Genomic DNA, 18,661 nt, shown 5'->3' on the forward strand with positions numbered 1-18,661 from the left:
CTATCCTGTGTTGGGCCCCGTCATCGGGGCATCGGCCAAGCCCCGGGGCGCAGGGGCTGATGATGTCACGACGCAGGTCGCTGCGCGATGGCGGTCAGGTTGCCAAGCGCCGCATCCAGAAGGCTTCGGCCGCGCGTTTGCGACAACGGCTCGTCGGCCAGGCCGCGCACGGTCACGGTCACGGTGCGACCGGCCACGTCGGTGAAGGCGCGCCAGCTTTCCGCCTGCGTCCCCCGGATCACGGGAGGGGTGAGATCGCGGGTATAGACCCGCACGCGATTGGGTTCGACATCGGTGGTCAGGATCTCGATCGGCCCGCCCATGTCGCCCGCCGCCAGCAGGGTGCGGCCTTGCTCGGTGCGCAGGAAATCGCGGAAATCACGCTCCGCCCCCCCGACGGTGGCCCCACCGGCGGCACCGGCCTGCACGGTGACGATCGCAAGGGCCGCGGGCGGCGCAACCTCTGCCCGGGGGTCGATGACGGCACAGGCGGCGAGAAAGGCGAAACCCCGCGCGGGGCGGCTGATCTGGGGATCGACGCAATAGCCGCCGGGCGCCGTCAGCTGGATCGCGCGGTCCAGCACGACCGTTCGCTGCGCCCCCCCTGCGCCCGGCAGCCCACCGGCGCAGCCCGACACGAACAGCGCGGCGCCCAGGATCGCGAGACGGATCGCAAAACGGATCGGACGGCTCACAGATCCATGTAGATGTGCTTTTCCATCTTCCCTCCGGGATGGGTCACGGCCCCCTTGCGGGCCCCGCCGACGAGCTGCGCGAATTTCCACAGCGCGCCGGTGGCGTAGATCGTCTCGCGCGGGCCGGACCAGTCGGCGCGGCGCCGGTCGAGTTCTTCGTCGGTCAGGTCGACCGAGAGCTCACCTGTCAAGGCGTTGATTGTGATGACGTCGCCGGTCTTCAGCAGTGCGATCGGACCGCCGTGGGCGGCCTCCGGCCCGACGTGGCCCACGCAGAAGCCGCGGGTCGCGCCAGAGAAGCGGCCGTCGGTGATCAGCGCCACCTTCTTGCCCATGCCCTGCCCCGACAGGGCGGCGGTGGTGGCCAGCATCTCGCGCATGCCCGGGCCGCCCGCGGGACCTTCGTTGCGGATCACGAGCACTTCACCCTCTTGGTATTCGCGCGCCTTGACGGCGGCGAAGGCCTCTTCCTCGTTCTCGAAGACGCGGGCGGGACCGGTGAAGACCTGTTGATCCTCGGTCATGCCGGCCACCTTCACGATGGCGCCTTCGGGGGCCACGTTGCCGCGCAGGCCCACGACGCCGCCGGTCTTGGTGATCGGGTTGTCGATGAAGTGGATCACCTTGCCGTCCGGCTCTCCTTCGATCTGGTCGAGCTCCTCACCGATGGTCTTGCCGGATGAGGTCATGCAGTCCTCGTGGATCAGGCCTGCCTTGCGCAACTCCTTCATGACGACCGGAATGCCGCCGGCGTCGTAGAGATCCTTGGCGACCGCCTGGCCGCCCGGCTTCATGTCGACGAAATAGGGCGTGTCCTTGAAGATGTCGCAGACGTCCCAGAGGTCGAAGTCGATCCCGGCCTCGTGCGCCATGGCGGGCAGGTGAAGCCCGGCGTTGGTCGACCCGCCGGTGCAGGCCACCACGCGGGCCGCGTTCTCGAGGCTCTTGCGAGTGACGACGTCGCGCGCGCGGATGTTCTTTGCGATCAGGTTCATTACCGCGCGGCCGGAGGCCTCGCCGTATTGCGCGCGGTCCTTGAAGGGCGCGGGCATGCCCGACGAGTTCAGCAACGCCAGGCCGATCGCCTCGGAGACGCAGGCCATGGTGTTTGCGGTGAACTGGCCGCCGCAGGCCCCGGCGGAGGGGCAGGCCACGCGTTCCAGAACGGCGAGCTGCGCGTCGGTCATCTCTCCGGCCTGGTAACGGCCCACGGCCTCGAACATGTCCTGCACCGTCAGATCGCGGGAGGCGAAATCCTCCGGCACGTCGGCCCCGTCCGGCACCTTGCCCGGCAGGATCGAGCCACCGTACATGAAGACCGACGGCGTGTTCAGCCGGATCATCGCCATCATCATGCCCGGCAGCGACTTGTCGCAGCCCGCAAGCCCCACGAGCGCATCGTAGCCGTGGCCGCGCATGGTCAGCTCGACCGTGTCGGCGATCGCCTCGCGGCTGGCGAGCGACGAGCGCATCCCCTCGTGGCCCATGGCGATCCCGTCGGTCACGGTGATCGTGGTGAATTCGCGCGGGGTGCCGGCGGCCTCCTTCACGCCGCGCTTGACGGACTGGGCCTGCCAGTTCAGCGCGATGTTGCAGGGGGCGGCCTCGTTCCAGCAGGTGGCCACGCCGACGAAGGGCTGGGCGATATCGTCCTCGGTCAGGTCCATCGCGTAGTAATACGACCGGTGCGGCGCACGCGCGGGCCCTTCGGTCACGTGACGGCTGGGCAGCTTGGATTTGTCGGGGCGATTGTCGAGCATGGCGTCCTCCGGTGGCATTCCCTGTCGAATAGTTTCCCCCGTGGCCTGTGACAAGGCGGAACTGGCGGTTGCGGGGGGCGCATCCCCGCGCCAAGTTGCGGCATGATCTGGCCCGACCGCTACACCCTCATGTCACGTTTCACGGCCGAGGCCCGCCCCGCAGGCGGGTTGGGTTCGGTCCTCGTGGTGCTCGTGGCGTTCGAGTTCGCCTTCTGGCTGATGGGCCTGGCGCTGTTGTGGATCCCGGCCTCTGCGGTCGACAGTCCCTGGGCCACCACGTTGGACTTCGCGGGCTTCCTCCTGCCCGCCGCCGCCGTGCTGCTGGCCGTCCGCGTGATGCACGGGCGCGGGCTGCGCAGTCTGATCGGCACGCCGTTTCGCCGGCCTCTGGTGCGGGCCGGTGTCGCCGTCGGCATCGTGCTGGCACTGCAGGAGCCCGCGATGCTCTGGCTCGACTTCCAGGGGGATCTGACCGTCCGACCGGTCCTGTCGTGGGCCCTGTGGCTGATCCCGGGACTGGCCGCGATCCTCTTGCAAAGCGGCACCGAAGAGCTCGTTTACCGCGGCTACCTGCAACAGCAGCTCGGCGCCCGTTCGGCCCGGCCGCTGGTCTGGATGGTGATCCCGTCCGTCTACTTCGGTCTCGGCCACCTCTACAACGGCGAGACGCTGGCCGAGGGGACGCTCTGGGCGATCTGGGCCACGGTGCTGGGCCTGGCCTGCGCGGACCTGACGGCGCGCACGGGCTCCATCGGGGCGGCGGTGGGCCTGCATTTCGCCAACAACGTCTTCGCCAGCGTGGTCATCGACGGTGAAGGCGCGCCGTCGAGCGGGCTGGCGCTGCTGCTCTACCCGCCCGAGGCGCCGGTGGAGCTCGACCCCGGGTTCGTGGCGCTGGTCACGCCCTTCACCGTCTTCGACATCGGCATGACGGTGCTGTCGGTCGGGGTCATGTGGCTGGCGGCCCGGGTGGCCCTGCGGGTCTAGATTGCAAAGCGGCGGGACGGCGGCTATCTGGAACCAAAGCCGAGGAGCCCGCCCATGAACTGGATCACCAACTACGTCCGCCCCAAGGTGAACGCCCTGTTTTCGCGGCGCGAGACCCCGGACAACCTGTGGACCAAGTGCGACGCCTGCGGCACCATGCTGTTCCACCGCGAACTGGCCGAGAACCTGAACGTCTGCACCAACTGCGGCCATCACATGGCCATCGGCGCCCGGGCGCGACTGAACTCCCTCTTCGACGGCGGCGTCTTCACCGAGATCGCGGTGCCCGACCCCGTGACCGATCCGCTGCATTTCCGCGACCAGAAGAAATACACCGATCGCCTGAAGGAAGCCCGTCGCAAGACCGGCGAGCGGGACGCGATGCTGCTGGCCGAGGGGGAGATGGGCCGCACCCCGATCGTGGCCGCGGTGCAGGACTTCAGCTTCATGGGCGGGTCGATGTCGATGTACGTGGGCAACGCCATCGTCGCCGCCGCCGAGCGTGCCATCGAACTGGGCCGCCCGCTGATCCTGTTCTCGGCCGCCGGTGGCGCGCGGATGCAGGAGGGAATCCTGGGCCTGATGCAGATGCCGCGCACGACCATCGCCGTGCAGATGCTGAAGGAAGCGGGCCTTCCTTACATCGTCGTGCTCACCCATCCGACGACCGGGGGGGTCACGGCCTCCTACGCGATGCTGGGCGACGTGCAGATCGCGGAGCCCAACGCGCTGATCGGCTTCGCCGGTGCGCGCGTGATCGAACAGACCATCGGCGAGCAATTGCCCGAAGGCTTCCAGCGGGCGGAATACCTTCTGGATCATGGCATGCTCGACCGCGTCACCAAGCGCACCGAACTCAAGGACGAACTGGTGACCATCGTGCGGATGCTGATGAACCAGCCGGCGGCCGTGAAAGGCGACCTACCGCCGCCCAGCCTGGAACCGGAGGCCGACCGGACCGCTGAAGAGGTCATAGAGGCGTGACGCAAGCCGGCTCCGACGCGATCCTCGCGCGGATGATGTCGCTGCATCCCAAGGTCATCGACCTGACGCTCGATCGCGTCTGGCGCCTGCTGGGTGCGGTGGGCAATCCCCAGACCCGCCTGCCACCGGTGATCCACATCGCGGGCACCAACGGCAAGGGAAGCACCCAGGCGATGATCCGCGCAGGGCTGGAGGCGAAGGGCGACCGCGTCCACGCCTATACCTCGCCGCATCTCGCACGTTTCCACGAGCGCATCCGCCTGGCGGGCACGCTGATTTCCGAACCCGCGCTGACGGAGGTGCTGGACCGCGCCTATGCCGCCAACGGCCCCGACCCGATCACCTATTTCGAGATCACGACCGTCGCGGCCCTCATGGCCTTCGCCGAGACGCCCGCCGACTGGACCCTGCTCGAGGTGGGTCTCGGCGGGCGGTTGGACGCGACCAACGTGGTCGACCCGGCGCTGACGATTATCACGCCGGTAGATCTGGACCACCAAAGTTTCCTTGGGGATACGCTGGCCGCCATTGCCGGCGAGAAGGCCGGCATTCTCAAACGCGGTGTGCCCTGTATCGTTGGACTACAGCACGACGAGGCGCTCGAAGTCATCGAGGACCGGGCGGCCCGGCTTGGCGCGCCCTTGCTCGCGCATGGACAGCACTGGCACGTCCGCCGCGAACGCGACCGGCTGGTGTTCGAGGACGAGACCGGCCTGCTGGACCTGCCGCTGCCCGCCCTGCCCGGCCCGCACCAGATCGCCAATGCGGGGATAGCACTTGCCGCCCTGCGCCACCTGGGGACGGACGAAGCGGCCTGCGAGGCGGCTGTCACCCAGCCAAGCTGGCCGGCCCGGATGCAGCGGCTGACGACCGGCCCACTGGTCGACCTCGCCGCCCCGGCGGAGCTTTGGCTCGATGGCGGGCACAACCCCGCCGCCGGTCGTGCGCTTGCCGCGACGCTTGCCGCTTTGCCGCGGCGCCCGACGCATCTGATCTGTGGAATGCTGAACACCAAGGACATCGCCGGATACCTGGCCCCGCTGGCGGTCGAGGTGCAAAGCCTGACCGCCCTCTCGATCCCCGATGAAGCGAACACCCTGCCCGCCGAGACGACGGCGGAGGCGGCGGAGCGCGTCGGATTGACCGCCCGGACCGCCCCGGATCTGGAGACCGCCCTGCGCGATCTGGCCGCCCTTGGACCGGTGCGGGTTCTGATCTGCGGATCACTCTACCTCGCAGGTCATGTGCTGAGGGCCAACGATGGGGCGTAAGCTGGTTCTCATCCTGTGCATTGGCTTGGCCGTCGCCCGACCATTGGCTGCGGAGACGCTGAACTTCTGCTGGACCGGGGCGAACGGCTACACGATGACGGGCCGCATGACCCTGTCGGACGCCGCGATGCGCAAGCCGATCGTCACGCAAGGCGACGTCAGCGCCTTCAAGATCGCGGGCTATCGCAACGGGGCCTTGCTGGGGACATGGAACGCGCAGGACGCCGGGCCGGAGACGACGTGGCACCTGCGCTTCGACCCCGCGACCATGACCTTTCCCACCGGCGGCAGCTTTACCGGTCCGCGAAGCCAGGGGTGGAACGCCAACGGCGAAGTGACGGATTGCGGGCTCGGTGGCTTCGGCTTCAATTCCGGCAATTACGGGCAGGATATCTGCGTGAACGGGGCCTATATCTCGGCCAGTACGATAGACCCCGCGACGCCCTTCGTGGCCACCCGCGCACCGGTCACACCCGAATGCGACAGCGTGGCGCCGATCAGTTAATTCACGATAGCGTGAAAAAATGCTTGACGCCGAATCACCCGTGATTCAAAAACGACATCAAGGGACAGAGTGGCACACAGAATGCCGCCCGCACCAACCGTCTTGGCAGGGCGAGGGACAGGCCGATGGCCTGTCTTTTCGTGTCTAGGATCCCCGTTTTTCGCCCCAGCCTTCGGATTGCATCTCGCGCAGGCGGCTGGCCGTCCGCTCGAACTCGAAGCTGCCTTCGCCTTCGCGGTAAAGGTATTCGGGCGCGGCGGCGGCGGAACAGATCAGCCGCACGCGCGCCTCGTAGAGCGCGTCGACGAGGGTGACGAAGCGCTTGGCCTCGTTGAAGTTGTCGCGCCCGAGCGACGGAATGTCCTCGAGGATGAGCACGCGCACGGCCTGGGCCAGGGCCAGGTAATCGGCGGCTCCCAGCGGCTTGCCGCACAGATCGTAGAAGCGCGCACGGGCGACGCCCGAGCGATGGGCCGGGATCACCACGTCGCGGCCCTTCACCTTCAGGGTCAGGGGGGCGGCCTCCCCGTTCGTGAGGTCTTGCCAGAGGTCCGCGATCTGCGCGCGCGCCTGCGCATCGGCGGGGGTGAAGTAGCTGGGCGATCCGGCCAGCCGCCCTTGCCGGTAGTCGGTCTTCGCGTCCAGGCGATGGACGACCATCCGTTCTTCGATCAGGTCGATGAAGGGGGTGAAGACCTGTCGGTTCAGCCCGTCCTTGTAGAGATCCTTCGGAGGCCTGTTCGAGGTCGTGATCACCGTGACCCCGCCCGCGAACAGACCCTCGAAGAGACGCCCCACGATCATCGCGTCGGTGATGTCGGTGATCTGCATCTCGTCCAGGCACAACAGGCGCAGCCCGTCCGACAGCTCGTCCGCCACCGGTTTGACCGCGTCGTCGACCCCGCGGGCGCGGGCGGCATTGATGCGGCCGTGCACCCACTGCATGAACTCGTGGAAATGCGACCGCTGCTTGGGGGTGTCGATCCCGTCGTGGGCCATGTCCATCAGCATCGACTTGCCGCGTCCGACACCGCCCCACATGTAAAGACCCCGCGGCGGCTCGGGCGTGCGCCCGAAGAGGCGGCGCCTCACGGGCTGCTCGAGCGCCAGGCGGACGCGGTCGAGCTCTTCCAGCGCGGCGCGCTGCGCGGGATCCTCGGTGATCTGGCCGGCCTCGATGGCGGCGTCATAGGCTTGGGCGATGGACATGGGCCATTCGATACGCCGCCGCGGCGGGACATTCAAATCCCGCGTGGAGCCGCGCCAACTTGCATCAAACCCGATGTTCTTTTTGCCCGTGACGTCGGGAAAACCGACGGAAAATTAGGAGATTCTTGTGCAAGGCCCCGCATCTTGCGGTCAAAGTCATCAGGCAAGGACGGACCGACGTGTCGCAGATCATTTCAAGCATCATGATGTTGTTCCAGCCGATCGAGATGGCCTTCGCACTGATCTACATCTACGGCACGCTGGCCCGGAAGATCCGGGCGAAACTGATCCTGAACCTGCTGATGGGCGCGCTGCTGACCTTCGCGGCACTCGTGTCGATGTTCGAACCCATCCTGATCTCGGAGGGATTTCTAATGGACGGGCGGTTGGTCTTCGTGACGATCGCCGTGGCGATGTTCAGCTGGCCCGCGGGCGTGATGACCGCATCGATCACCATGATCGCGCGCATAGGCATCGGCGGCGACGGGATGCTTCTGGGCTGCGCCACCATTCTCTGGACCATCGCCGTGGCCCTTGTTTGGCGGCATTTCCTGTTCCGTCGTCTGTCGCGCAACCCGGCACTGCTGTGCCTGGCCGGGCTGTCGGCCACCCACATGTGGGTCGGCCTGCTGCTGCCCCCGCATCTGGTCGGAAGCTACTTCTTCGAAACGGGCCCGGCGGTTCTTGCGGTGCATGTGTTCGGAACACTTCTTTTGGGGTGGCTGCTGACGCGCGAACGGCTGCAGATTGTCGAAGCGGAAACCCTGCGTACCGCGGCCGGGACCGATCCCCTGACCAACACGATGAACCGCCGCAGCGCCTGCCAGCTGATCGACCGCCTGAACGAGGGCCCGGTCGAGGTTCGGGGCCGTGCGCTGCTGCTTCTGGACGTCGATCAGTTCAAGTCGATAAACGACACCTACGGGCACCCCGTCGGGGACCAGATACTGACCAACATCACCCGCCGGCTGCGCAATTGCCTGCGCGCGGACGACGTGATCTGCCGGCTGGGCGGCGACGAGTTCGCGATCATCCTGCCCAACACTTCCCAATCGAGGGGACGCGACATTGCCGAACGCTGCCGGGCGGCGATCTCGGACATGCCGTTCACGGTGGACGACCTGATCCTGACGATCAGCACATCCGTCGGTCTGTCCTGGTCACCCTTGCCACCGGGGTTCGACGAGCATGTCGCGGCGGCGGACGATGCGCTCTACGAAGCCAAGCGCGCGGGACGTGATTGCGTCATGGCCGGAACGCCCGTGGTCCGAAGCGATGCCGCCGGGTTCGGTCCCGGCGGACCGCTCCGCCGATCCTGGCGCGGCGCGCCCCGCCACAGGACCGAGCGGCGTTCCGCGCGGGGGGTCGCAGGACTGAATCCCTGATCCACGCCCCGAATGCGCAAGGCCATCCGTGTCGGTCACTGCGCAATGAAGGGGGCCGCGGGGATCCGGCACTTCGTCACGCAGGTCCGGCCCGGTCCAGCAGGTAAGCCGCCGTCATCAAATCGAGGTGCGCGCCGCCCCCGTTCTTGAAGAGCGTGATGTCGTCCGGTTCACGGGCGAAGGCGTCGAGGTCGTAATAATCCGCCAGCACGTCCGCTTGGGTGATGACGCTGCGGTCGATCGGATCCCGCAATTCGCCGATGTGGGAGATCGTCGTCGCACGGCTGTCGACGAAGATCCGGGCGCGCGTCAGGGCGTCGTCGTCGGCCTCGCGCATGTCGGGGCGGTAAGCGCCGATCAGGTCGACGTGGGTTCCGGGTCGCAGCCATTCGCCCCGCAACACCGGATCGGTCGACATGGTGGCACAGGTCACGATATCGGCGCGGGCGACCCCGTGCGCGAGGGTCTCGCACAGTTCGACACCGGGGCGTGCGGCCGCGAAGCGCGCCGCCCCGTCCGGCGAGCGGTTCCAGATCACGAAACGCGCCTGCGGGAAGGCCGCGGAATAGGCGTCGTAGAGGGACGCCCCCACGGTGCCGGCACCGACGATCAGGACGACCTCGCTGTCGGGCCGCGCGAGCCGCCGTGCCGCCAGCAGGCTGTCTGCGGCGGTCTTCCACTTCGTGAGCAGCGCGAAATCGATCACCGCGTCGAGCGCGCCGGTCCTGTCCGACATCAGGTTCACCGCTCCGCCCACCATGGGGCGGCCCTCGGCGGGATTGTCGGGAAAGACCGTGGCGGCCTTCACCAGAAGGCCCAGTCCCGCGATCCAGGCCGACCGGTTCAGAAGCGTCCGGTTGCCCTGGTAGAGGAACACGTCCTCGATCTCGGCCCGCGGCAGATCATGGCCCGCGGCCAGCGCGTCCGTCAGCGCGATCCAGTCGAGGCGCGGTTCGACTTCCCGTCCGATGATCCGGGTCATTCCGCCTGCTCGCGGGTCAACAGCCCTTCGGCCACCAGCAGGTCGGCAAGGCCTTGCGGGCCATCGAAGTGATGCACCTGCCAGCCGCGCGCCTTGGCCGCGGCGATGTTGTCGGCGCGGTCGTCTATGAACAGCAGGCGCGCGGAATCCGTGGCGCAGTCGGTCTCGACCCGGCGGTAGATCTCTGCCTCGGGCTTGATGAAGCCCATGTGCCCCGAGATGTAACGGCGGTCGAACTCCACGAGGAAGGGGTAGGTCTCCTCCGCCACGGCGAAGGTCTTGATGCCGAAGTTGGACAGCGCGAAGACCGGCACGCCCTGCCCGCGCAGCGCTCGCAGCAACCGAACGGAGTGCGGGATCGCTGGGCTGGCCATGTCCAGCCAGTTGTCGTGCCACATCATGATCTCGTCTTGGAACTCGGGATGCGCGCGGGCCAGCGTCTCGACCGAGGTGCGGAAATCGGCGCCGCGATCGACGCCTTCGTTCATGCCATGCAGATCGACCGCGTCGAAGAGCGCGCGGCGACGCTCGACGCCGATCCGGGCGTCGTAGAACCGTTCGGGCCGCCATTCGAGCAGCACGTTCCCGATGTCGAAGATCACGGCGTCGATGGGCATGGGGTGTCCTTTGCTGAAGGGCTAGAGGGTCCTGGCCTTGCGCAGCGCTCGTTCCAGCGCATCGAGAAAGCGCGACCGATCCGCCTTGGAGAACGCCCGCCCGCCCCCCTGGTGGAACGGGTCGGCGGCCCGCACGTCGGCCATCAGGTCGCGGGTGGCGAGGATATTGCCGATGTTGGCCGCCGTCAGCGCCTCGCCCGTGTGCTTGAGCACCTGCGCCCCGTTTTCGACGCAACGTGCGGCAAGCGGAATGTCCGAAGTCACGACGATATCGCGCGGCCCGGCCCGCCCGGCGATCCACATGTCGGCCACGTCGGGGCCGTCGGGGACCACGACCGTCTCGACCAGCGGGTTGCGCGAGGGGCGCAAACCGCCATTCGAGACGATGAGCATCCGCACCTTGTGTCGCGTGCCCACGCGCTCGACCTCGGCCTTGACGGGGCAGGCGTCGGCATCGACGTAGATCGCGGGGGCGGCCTCGGTCACGCGTAGAGCGCCTCGGCGTGGAAGGCCACGTGATCTTCCATGAAGGTCGCGATGAAGTAGTAGCTGTGGTCGTAGCCCTTCTGCAGCCGCACCGTGGCTTCCACCTTCGCCTCAGCGCAGGCGGCGGCGAAATCGGCGGTGTTCAGCTTGTCGTAGAACTGGTCGTCCAGCCCCTGGTCCACGAGGATCTTCAGATCCGAACCGCGGTCGCGCACGAGGCAGGTCGCATCGTGGGCGTTCCAGGTTTCGCGATCCTTGCCCAGGTAGCCCTCGAACTGGCGCTGGCCCCATTCCGATTCGGTCGGATGGCAGATGGGCGAGAAGGCGGACACGCTGCGGTATAGATCGGGGTGCTTCAGCGCCAGCGTCAGCGCGCCGTGACCGCCCATCGAGTGCCCGGTGATCGACACCCGGTCGAGGTCGAGCGGCAGCTCCTTCAACGCCTCCATCAGGTCCTTGGTGATGTAGGTTTCCATTTGGTAGTTCGCGGCCCAGGGCTCCTGCGTAGTATCGACGTAGAAGCTGGCGGCCAGCCCCATGTCGAAGCCGTCGGCGTCGGCCACGTCGTCGCCGCGCGGAGAGGTATCGGGGAAGACGATGGCGATCCCCTGCTCGGCGCACCATTGCTGGGCGCCGGCCTTGGTCATCGCGTTCTCGTGCGTGCAGGTCAGCCCCGACAGGTAGATCAGCACGGGCACGGGGCCGTTCTGCGCCTCCTCGGGCAGGAAGACGGCGAAGGTCATCTCGCAGCCGGTGGCCTTGCTGTGGTGCGTGTGGACGGACTGCGTGCCGCCAAAGGATCTGTACTGGGAAGTGGTGTCCATGATGGGCTCCTGATGCGTTTTGCGGGACGCTAACGCGGGTGGCCCCCGGTGTCACGCCACGAGGTCAGGTCACCAGCGCGATGACGGTGGAGACTGTCAGGATGCTGAGCGTCGTCGACACCAAGATCGCCGCCGAAACGCGCTGCGGGGCCACGCGGTAATGCTGCGCCAGCATGTAGACGTTGCCCGCCACCGGCAGGGCCGCGAGCGCGATCATGACGCTCGCCTCGAATGGGTCGACGGTGAAGACCAGCAGCGCGAAGACCGCGACGGCGGCCGGATGCGCCACCAGTTTGCAGAAGCTCAGCCAGGAGGCGACGGACAGCTTCTCGGCCGATTTGCCGGCCAGCGAGGCGCCGATGGCGAAAAGCGCGCCCGGAGTCGCGGCCCCGCCCAGCAGGATGACGAAAGCGTTGAGAGGTTCCGGGATCGGCAGGCCGGAGGCGGAGACGGCAAGGCCCAGCGCGATGGAGACGATCATCGGATTGGCCAGCAGCCCTAGCCCGACCGTTTTCAGCACGCCCACCTGCACCCGCCCGTCGCGGCTGCCCGTGATCAGGATGACGATCAGGCTGCCGAAAACGATCAGGTCCACCGCAAGCACCATCATGTTCGGACCGATTGCGTCCGGTCCCAGAAGGAGGGTCAGCATCGGGATCCCGAGGAAGCCCACGTTGCCGACCACGGCGACCTGCGCTTCCACCGCCGCCTCGGCCACCGGCAGGCGGCGGAGCATCGCGACGACGGTGGCAAGGACGTAGATCGCCAGGGTGCCGCATAGGTAGGCTGCGACGAAGGACCAGTCCCAGACCTGCCCCAGCGACAGGTTCGCCGAGAACCGGAACAGCATCGCCGAAAGCGCGAAGTAGAACACGAACTTCGTCAGGTAAGCCGTTGCTTCCGCGCTGAAGAACCCCGATCGACCGGATGCGTAGCCCAGCGCTATGATCGCGAAGAACGGCAGGGTCTGCAGGAAGATCTCTGCCATCAGTCGAAGGCGCCGTTGACCCGCCCCAGCAGCATGAAGGCGCGCGCGGTACGGGTATCGGCAAGGTCCACCAGCTCTGCATCGGTCGCCCGAGGCTCGACGGCCATCAGGGTGCGGTCGAAGAGCCGCAGGAAATGGTGGGCCGCGTCGCGGAAGATGACGTCCTCGCGCATCCGTCCCGCCGTGAGCGCGAGGCTCGACCGGTCGCGCACACCGCCCAGGGCAGCCATGGCGCGGCCCCGCTCACCTTTGGCGAAACGGCGCCAGACTTCGGGCCGGGCGCGGTCGGGCGGCAGGTCGTCCATGTAGATCCCGTCCTGGCTGAGCAGCGTCAGCACGTCCTGGCTGGCTTTCACCAGCCGCCCCGCGAGGGGATCCTTCAGCGCGCGACGTAGGGCATCGAAGCCGGCCGTATCGCGGTCGTCTTCGGGGAAGTTCAGCGCGCGGATGAGGTCCGGCAAGGGCATGTCCTTCGGCGCCTCGACCTCCGGGCCGAGGGCCAGTTGATGCTGCTCGTCGTAGGTCGGCTGAACGGAGGTCAGGGTAAGCTTGGGCCCTGCCCCGGCCGCGGCCTTGCGGGAACCCGCCTTCGGCGCAGAGGCGGCGTGCGCCGTCCGGTCGCCGCGGGCGGCGGGCGTGGCATCGGCCTCCGGCCCCGCCGGCGCGCGGGTCGAGGTGAAGGTCGCGAGCTTCGCTTCTGTCCGCGCGGTCGTGGCGGCAAGCTCCGCCAGCCGCGATTCGAGAGAGGCGGCGGGCGGGGCGGCGACGGGAATCTTGCGCGCGAGCGCCGTTTCCGCGCGGATGCGCGCCAGCTCCTCGGTCAGGTCCGACATCTGCGCCCCCAGCGCCAGCCCCCCCGGCGGCACGGTGATCGCCAGGAGCCACAGCAGGGCCTCCGACCCGAAGGCGACCCCGGCGGCCAAGGCCACCACGATCCACAGGCCCGCCAGCACCACGAGGAGAACTCCGCGCTGGCGCGTTCGCGGCTCTGGTCGATCCAAGGTCATGGGCGCGCTACTTGTACTCGATCTTGAGGATCTCGTAGGACTTCTCGCCGCCCGGGGTGCGAACCTCAACGCTGTCGCCCTCATCCTTGCCGATCAGCGCGCGCGCCAGCGGCGACTTGAGGTTCAGCCGGCCCTTCTCGATGTCGGCTTCGTATTCTCCGACGATCTGGTAGGTCTTCTCCTCGTCGGTGTCCTCGTCCACCAGATGCACGGTCGCGCCGAACTTCACCGGCCCCGACATCTTGGCGGGGTTGATCACGTCGGCCAGCGACAGGACCCCTTCGAGCTCCTTGATGCGGCCCTCGATGAAGGACTGCTTTTCCTTGGCGGAGTGATATTCGGCGTTCTCGGACAGGTCGCCATGCTCGCGGGCTTCCGCGATGGCACGGATGATGGCGGGCCGCTCGACGCTCTTGAGCTGCTTGAGCTCATCGTCCAACTTCTTGTGGCCGGCGGCAGTGAGGGGGATCTTGTCCATGGGGCGCCCTTCGAGGTCACGGTTCGGTCGGACGTTCATAGCGTATTCCGGCGGGCGGAAGTCAAGCGCGTGTGACGCATCGTTGCAATTGCGAGCCGGGCGCGGAGCCTCTACCTATCTTTGAACGCGGATTTTCAAGCACGAAGGACAGAACATGTCGACACGCGAATCAATGGACTACGACGTCGTCATCGTGGGCGCGGGCCCCGCCGGCCTGTCGGCGGCGATCCGGTTGAAGCAGATGGACGCGGACTGCAACGTCGTCGTGCTTGAAAAGGGCTCCGAGGTCGGCGCGCACATCCTGTCGGGCGCGGTGCTGGACCCGTCGGGCATCGACCGCCTGATCCCCGACTGGAAGGAACGCGGCGCACCCATCGACGTCCCCGTGACGGAGGACAACTTCTACATGCTGGGCGAAGCGGGCCGGGTCCGCGTGCCGAATTTCCTGATGCCGCCGCTGATGAACAATCACGGCAACTACATCGTCTCGATGGGCAACGTCTGCCGCTGGATGGCCGAACAGGCCGAGGAGCTGGGCGTCGAGATCTTCCCCGGCATGTCCTGTTCCGAACTTGTCTACGACGGCAATCGCGTCGCGGGTGTCGTCGCCGGTGAATTCGGCCGCGAGCCGGACGGATCAGAAGGCCCCTCCTACGAGCCGGGGATGGAGTTGCGCGGCAAGTACGTGTTCCTGTCCGAAGGGGTACGCGGATCGCTGTCCAAGCAGGTGATCGAGAAGTTCGACCTGACCGCCGACAGCGACGTGCAGAAATACGGGCTGGGCATGAAGGAGATCTGGGAGATCGATCCCGCAAAGCACAAGCCGGGCACCGTCACCCACACGATGGGCTGGCCCCTGTCCGAGTCCGGCGCGGGCGGCGGGTCGTTCATCTATCACCTCGACAACAACCAGGTCTACGTGGGCTTCGTCGTCCACCTGGGCTACGCCAACCCCCATGTCGCGCCCTACATGGAATTCCAGCGCTTCAAGCATCACCCGATGGTCCGCGACCTGCTGGAAGGCGGCAAGCGCGTGGCCTATGGCGCGCGCGCGATCTCGGAAGGGGGCTACCAGTCGATCCCGCAGACTGCCTTCCCGGGCGGCTGTCTGCTGGGCTGTTCTGCCGGGCTGGTGAACGTGCCGCGCATCAAGGGCAATCACAACGCCATGCTCTCGGGCATCCACGCGGCAGAGGCCGCGATGGAGGCGATGAAGGCGGGCCGCGCCGGCGACACGCTGACCGAATACGACACCGTTCTGCGGACCGGGCCGATCGGCATCGACCTCAAGCAGGTGCGCAACGTCAAGCCGCTCTGGTCGCGCTTCGGCCTCGGCGCCTCGCTCGCCGTGGGCGGATTCGACATGTGGACCAACAATCTCACGGGTCTGTCGGTGCTGGGCACGCTCACCCACGGCAAGACCGACGCCGAGGCGACCGAGCCTGCCGCCAAGCACAAGGTCATCGACTACCCCAAGCCCGATGGCAAGCTGTCCTTCGACAAGCTGACCAACGTGGCCTTCAGCTTCACCAACCACGAGGAAAGCCAGCCCGCGCACCTCAAGCTCAAGGATGCCGCGATCCCGGTGGAGGTGAACCTGCCCAAGTACGCGGGCATTTCGCAGCGCTACTGCCCGGCGGGGGTCTACGAGTTCGTCGAGGACAAGGGCGAGACGAAGTTCCAGATCAACTTCCAGAACTGCGTCCATTGCAAGACCTGCGACATCAAGGACCCCAGCCAGAACATCGTTTGGACCGTGCCGCAGGGCGGCGACGGTCCGAACTATCCCAACATGTGATCCGGCGGGCCTTCGCCGGGTCGAGAGGACGTGAGGGGCGGGCGATTGCGCCTGCCCCGCCCTGCCCCTAACGTGACACCTCAATCATCCCGGACAGGCCCTTCATGACATCTTTTCCGTCCCGCGCCGCCCTGATTGCAACGCTCGTGGCCCTTGCCCCGGCCGCCAGCGCGCAGACCATTCCCGAAGGCACCGCCGGGGCCTATCTGGCCGCGCGCAATGCCGCGGCGGCCAGCGACTTCGAACCCGCGGCCCGCTACTTCGGGGAGGCGCTGCAAGGCAACCCCGACGATCCGCAGCTGCTGGAAAGCGCCGCGATCAGTCACGTGGCGCTCAACCAGTTCGACCGGGCCGAAGCCTACGCCCGTCGCCTTGCGGAGGCCGACATCGCCAGCCAGGTCGGCAGCCTCGTGCGGGTGGCGGCGGCCGCCAAGGCCGGTCGCTGGGACGATATCCTTTCGCCCGAAAAGCCGATCGCCGTCAGCCCGCTCTTCGACAGCCTGGCCGAGGCCTGGGCGATGGTCGGTGCGGGCGACATGACCCGCGCGCTCGAGGCCTTCGACGAAGTTTCCGAGACCGAGGGCATGCGCAGCTACGGGCTGCTTCACAAGGGTCTCGCGTTTGGAACGGTCGGCGATTTCGAGGGCGCGCTCGAGATCCTCTCGGACCCCGGCGACGGGACGGTCGCCTTCAGCCCGCGGGCGGCCATCGCGCAGGCGCAGATGCTGTCGCAGCTGGACCGCAACGAGGCGGCGCTGGAGCTGCTGGATGAGGTCTTCGGCGCAACGGTGGACCCCGGGATCACGGATCTGCGCGACCGCCTTCAAGCCGGCGCGTCGCTGCCCTACGACGTCGTGCCCGATGCCGCCGCCGGTGTCGCCGAGACCGCGTTCATGATCGGCTCGCTCCTCGCCTCCGAAGCGCGCGAGGAGTATATCCTGCTCTATGCCCGCGCAGCCCAGCATCTGAACCCTGCGCATATCGACGCGATCCTGCTGTCCGCCGAGTTGTTGCAGCAGATGGACCGGTTCGAGCTGGCCTCGGATACCTTCGCGCAGGTCCCCACCGCGGACCCTGCCTATCCGGCCGCCGAACTGGGCCGCGTGGACAACCTGGTCTACCTCGAGCAGACGGAGGCCGCGATCGAGGTGGCCGATGCGCTTGCCCGAAGCCATCCCGACCTGCCCTTCGTGCAGTCGCGGCTTGGCGATGTCCTGCGGGGCGCGGACCGGTTCGACGACGCCTACGACGCCTACAGCCGCGCGATCGACCTGTACCCCGCCTCCGATCCCAACCTTTGGATCATCCACTATTCCCGCGCGATCGCAGCCTTCGACATGGATGACTGGACCGCCGCCGAGGCCGACTTCCGGCGCGCGCTGGAACTGGAACCGGGGCGGCCGGAAGTGCTGAATTTCCTGGGCTACAGCCTCGTCGAGCGGGGCGAGAAACTGGACGAAGCGCTCGACATGATCGAACGCGCGGTCGAGGCCCGCCCGCAAAGCGGCGCGATCATCGACAGCCTTGGCTGGGTTTACTTCAAGCTTGGCCGCTACCGCGACGCGGTCGAACCGCTCGAAAGCGCCGCTGCGCTGGAAGCGACCGATCCGGTCGTGAACGATCACCTGGGCGACGCCTACTGGGCCGTCGGCCGCCGGCGGGAAGCGCGGTTTCAATGGCAGCGCGCCCTGTCCTTCGACCCCGATGAGGATCTGGCGACCCGCATCCGCGCGAAGCTTTCCGACGGGCTGGACGCCGTGCGCGAAGCCGAGGGAGAGCCGCCGATCACGCTGGCCGAAGATACCGCGGAATGATCGCCAACACGCATCTCGCCCCCGCCAAGGTCAACCTGACCTTGCACGTGACGGGCCAGCGCGACGACGGCTATCACCTGCTGGATTCGCTCGTGGTGTTCCCGGAGGTCGGCGATGGGCTTAAAGTGGGGCCCGCGCCGGATTTGCGGCTGACGGTCAAGGGGCCGTTCAAGCCGGGCGTGCCCAGTGGCGACGACAACCTGATGATGCGCGCCGCCCGGCTTCTGGCCGAGCGCACCGGTGCCACCCGCGGCGCCGCCCTGCTGCTCGACAAGGAGCTGCCCCATCCCGCCGGGATCGGTGGCGGGTCGGCGGATGCGGCGCTGGCGCTGAGGCTGCTCGCCGATTTCTGGGGCGTCGGCCTCGATGCGCTGACCGACGAGGATGTCCGGAGCCTGGGCGCCGACGTCGCCGTCTGCCGGGCGGGTCCGGCGCCGCAGCGGATGGGCGGGATCGGCGAGATCCTCAGCCCCGCGCCGCGACTGCCCGATTGTGCGCTGGTGCTCGTGCGGCCCGACGCGCAGGTGCCCACGCCGCAGGTCTTCGCCGCACTGGATAGAAAGGACAACGCGCCGATGTCCGACATTCCCGAAGGGATGAGCTTGGGCGACTTCGCCGCCTGGCTGTCGTCGCAACGCAACGACCTTCTGGCCCCCGCCACCCAGATCGCCCCCGAGATCGAGACCGCCCTGACCGCGCTGCGCAGCCTGCCGCAGGTCCTCGCGACCGGCATGTCGGGATCGGGCGCGACCTGCTGGGGTCTGACCGCGCATACCGCGGATGCGAAGCTGGCCGCCAAGGCGATGCAGTTGCGCCATCCCCGCTGGTGGGTGGCCCCCGGCGGAGTATTCCAGGCCGACCGCTAGGCCCT

18 protein-coding genes are annotated in these 18,661 nt (G+C 67.6%); 8 read left to right on the forward strand and 10 right to left on the reverse strand.

All coding sequences use genetic code 11. The features are described from left to right. Positions 1 to 65: 65 nt before the first annotated feature. Positions 66 to 695 carry a dihydroxy-acid dehydratase gene (locus tag EU805_RS12365; RefSeq protein WP_129764287.1) on the reverse strand — a complete coding sequence of 210 codons (630 nt, stop codon included), beginning with the start codon at positions 693 to 695 and terminating at the stop codon, positions 66 to 68. Beyond that, positions 692 to 2,455 carry a dihydroxy-acid dehydratase gene (ilvD, locus tag EU805_RS12370; RefSeq protein ID WP_129764288.1) on the reverse strand — a complete coding sequence of 588 codons (1,764 nt, stop codon included), beginning with the start codon at positions 2,453 to 2,455 and terminating at the stop codon, positions 692 to 694. The genes EU805_RS12365 and ilvD overlap by 4 nt, the downstream gene beginning before the upstream one ends. 102 nt (positions 2,456 to 2,557) lie before the next feature. On the opposite strand from ilvD, the gene EU805_RS12375 reads away from it, so the two are divergent. From EU805_RS12375 to EU805_RS12390, 4 genes are read left to right on the forward strand one after another with little or no spacing between them, the layout of a single operon-like run. Continuing rightward, positions 2,558 to 3,442: a CPBP family intramembrane glutamic endopeptidase gene (locus tag EU805_RS12375; protein WP_129764289.1), complete on the forward strand. Its 885-nt coding sequence runs from the start codon at positions 2,558 to 2,560 to the stop codon at positions 3,440 to 3,442. 54 nt (positions 3,443 to 3,496) lie between these two features. Further along, positions 3,497 to 4,426 carry an acetyl-CoA carboxylase, carboxyltransferase subunit beta gene (gene accD, locus EU805_RS12380; protein ID WP_129764290.1) on the forward strand — a complete coding sequence of 310 codons (930 nt, stop codon included), beginning with the start codon at positions 3,497 to 3,499 and terminating at the stop codon, positions 4,424 to 4,426. Continuing rightward, complete coding sequence (locus EU805_RS12385) at positions 4,423 to 5,697, forward strand: folylpolyglutamate synthase/dihydrofolate synthase family protein (protein WP_129764291.1); 1,275 nt, start codon at positions 4,423 to 4,425, stop codon at positions 5,695 to 5,697. The genes accD and EU805_RS12385 overlap by 4 nt, the downstream gene beginning before the upstream one ends. Continuing rightward, a complete protein-coding gene (locus EU805_RS12390) occupies positions 5,687 to 6,202 on the forward strand; it encodes a hypothetical protein (RefSeq protein WP_242494143.1) in 516 nt (171 codons plus the stop codon). The genes EU805_RS12385 and EU805_RS12390 overlap by 11 nt, the downstream gene beginning before the upstream one ends. 144 nt (positions 6,203 to 6,346) lie before the next feature. Here the strand turns inward: EU805_RS12390 and zapE are convergent, their stop codons facing one another. Beyond that, complete coding sequence (gene zapE / locus EU805_RS12395) at positions 6,347 to 7,411, reverse strand: cell division protein ZapE (protein WP_129764292.1); 1,065 nt, start codon at positions 7,409 to 7,411, stop codon at positions 6,347 to 6,349. Positions 7,412 to 7,590: 179 nt separating this feature from the next. On the opposite strand from zapE, the gene EU805_RS12400 reads away from it, so the two are divergent. Further along, the gene (locus tag EU805_RS12400; protein ID WP_129764293.1) at positions 7,591 to 8,796 is read left to right on the forward strand and encodes a GGDEF domain-containing protein; all 1,206 of its coding nucleotides are present in this window, start codon (positions 7,591 to 7,593) and stop codon (positions 8,794 to 8,796) included. A gap of 76 nt (positions 8,797 to 8,872) precedes the next feature. On the opposite strand, the gene EU805_RS12405 is transcribed toward EU805_RS12400, so the two are convergent. The 7 genes from EU805_RS12405 to greA form a co-directional block, all read right to left on the reverse strand. Further along, the gene (locus tag EU805_RS12405; protein ID WP_129764294.1) at positions 8,873 to 9,778 is read right to left on the reverse strand and encodes an ornithine cyclodeaminase family protein; all 906 of its coding nucleotides are present in this window, start codon (positions 9,776 to 9,778) and stop codon (positions 8,873 to 8,875) included. Next, positions 9,775 to 10,395 (reverse strand): HAD family phosphatase, encoded by a 621-nt coding sequence (locus EU805_RS12410; RefSeq protein WP_129764295.1) that lies wholly within the window; start codon positions 10,393 to 10,395, stop codon positions 9,775 to 9,777. Before EU805_RS12410 ends, EU805_RS12405 begins: the two co-directional genes overlap by 4 nt. Before the next feature lie 21 nt (positions 10,396 to 10,416). Next, a complete protein-coding gene (locus tag EU805_RS12415) occupies positions 10,417 to 10,881 on the reverse strand; it encodes a YaiI/YqxD family protein (protein ID WP_207208105.1) in 465 nt (154 codons plus the stop codon). After that, on the reverse strand, positions 10,878 to 11,705 hold the full coding sequence (fghA, locus tag EU805_RS12420; RefSeq protein WP_129764296.1) for an S-formylglutathione hydrolase: 828 nt from the start codon (positions 11,703 to 11,705) through the stop codon (positions 10,878 to 10,880). The genes EU805_RS12415 and fghA overlap by 4 nt, the downstream gene beginning before the upstream one ends. Positions 11,706 to 11,769: 64 nt before the next feature. Then, positions 11,770 to 12,693: an AEC family transporter gene (locus EU805_RS12425; RefSeq protein ID WP_129764297.1), complete on the reverse strand. Its 924-nt coding sequence runs from the start codon at positions 12,691 to 12,693 to the stop codon at positions 11,770 to 11,772. After that, a complete protein-coding gene (locus EU805_RS12430; protein WP_242494144.1) occupies positions 12,693 to 13,700 on the reverse strand; it encodes a hypothetical protein in 1,008 nt (335 codons plus the stop codon). The genes EU805_RS12425 and EU805_RS12430 overlap by 1 nt, the downstream gene beginning before the upstream one ends. Positions 13,701 to 13,707: 7 nt before the next feature. Continuing rightward, positions 13,708 to 14,178: a transcription elongation factor GreA gene (gene greA / locus EU805_RS12435; RefSeq protein ID WP_129764299.1), complete on the reverse strand. Its 471-nt coding sequence runs from the start codon at positions 14,176 to 14,178 to the stop codon at positions 13,708 to 13,710. A 154-nt stretch (positions 14,179 to 14,332) separates the two neighbouring features. On the opposite strand from greA, the gene EU805_RS12440 reads away from it, so the two are divergent. From EU805_RS12440 to EU805_RS12450, 3 genes are all read left to right on the forward strand, one after another. Then, complete coding sequence (locus EU805_RS12440) at positions 14,333 to 15,976, forward strand: electron transfer flavoprotein-ubiquinone oxidoreductase (protein ID WP_129764300.1); 1,644 nt, start codon at positions 14,333 to 14,335, stop codon at positions 15,974 to 15,976. Between the two features lie 104 nt (positions 15,977 to 16,080). Further along, the gene (locus EU805_RS12445; RefSeq protein ID WP_242494145.1) at positions 16,081 to 17,790 is read left to right on the forward strand and encodes a tetratricopeptide repeat protein; all 1,710 of its coding nucleotides are present in this window, start codon (positions 16,081 to 16,083) and stop codon (positions 17,788 to 17,790) included. Next, positions 17,787 to 18,656 carry a 4-(cytidine 5'-diphospho)-2-C-methyl-D-erythritol kinase gene (locus EU805_RS12450; protein WP_129764301.1) on the forward strand — a complete coding sequence of 290 codons (870 nt, stop codon included), beginning with the start codon at positions 17,787 to 17,789 and terminating at the stop codon, positions 18,654 to 18,656. Before EU805_RS12445 ends, EU805_RS12450 begins: the two co-directional genes overlap by 4 nt. Positions 18,657 to 18,661: the final 5 nt, after the last annotated feature.

This window comes from Salipiger sp. IMCC34102 (genome assembly GCF_004145405.1).
Lineage (GTDB): Bacteria > Pseudomonadota > Alphaproteobacteria > Rhodobacterales > Rhodobacteraceae > Loktanella.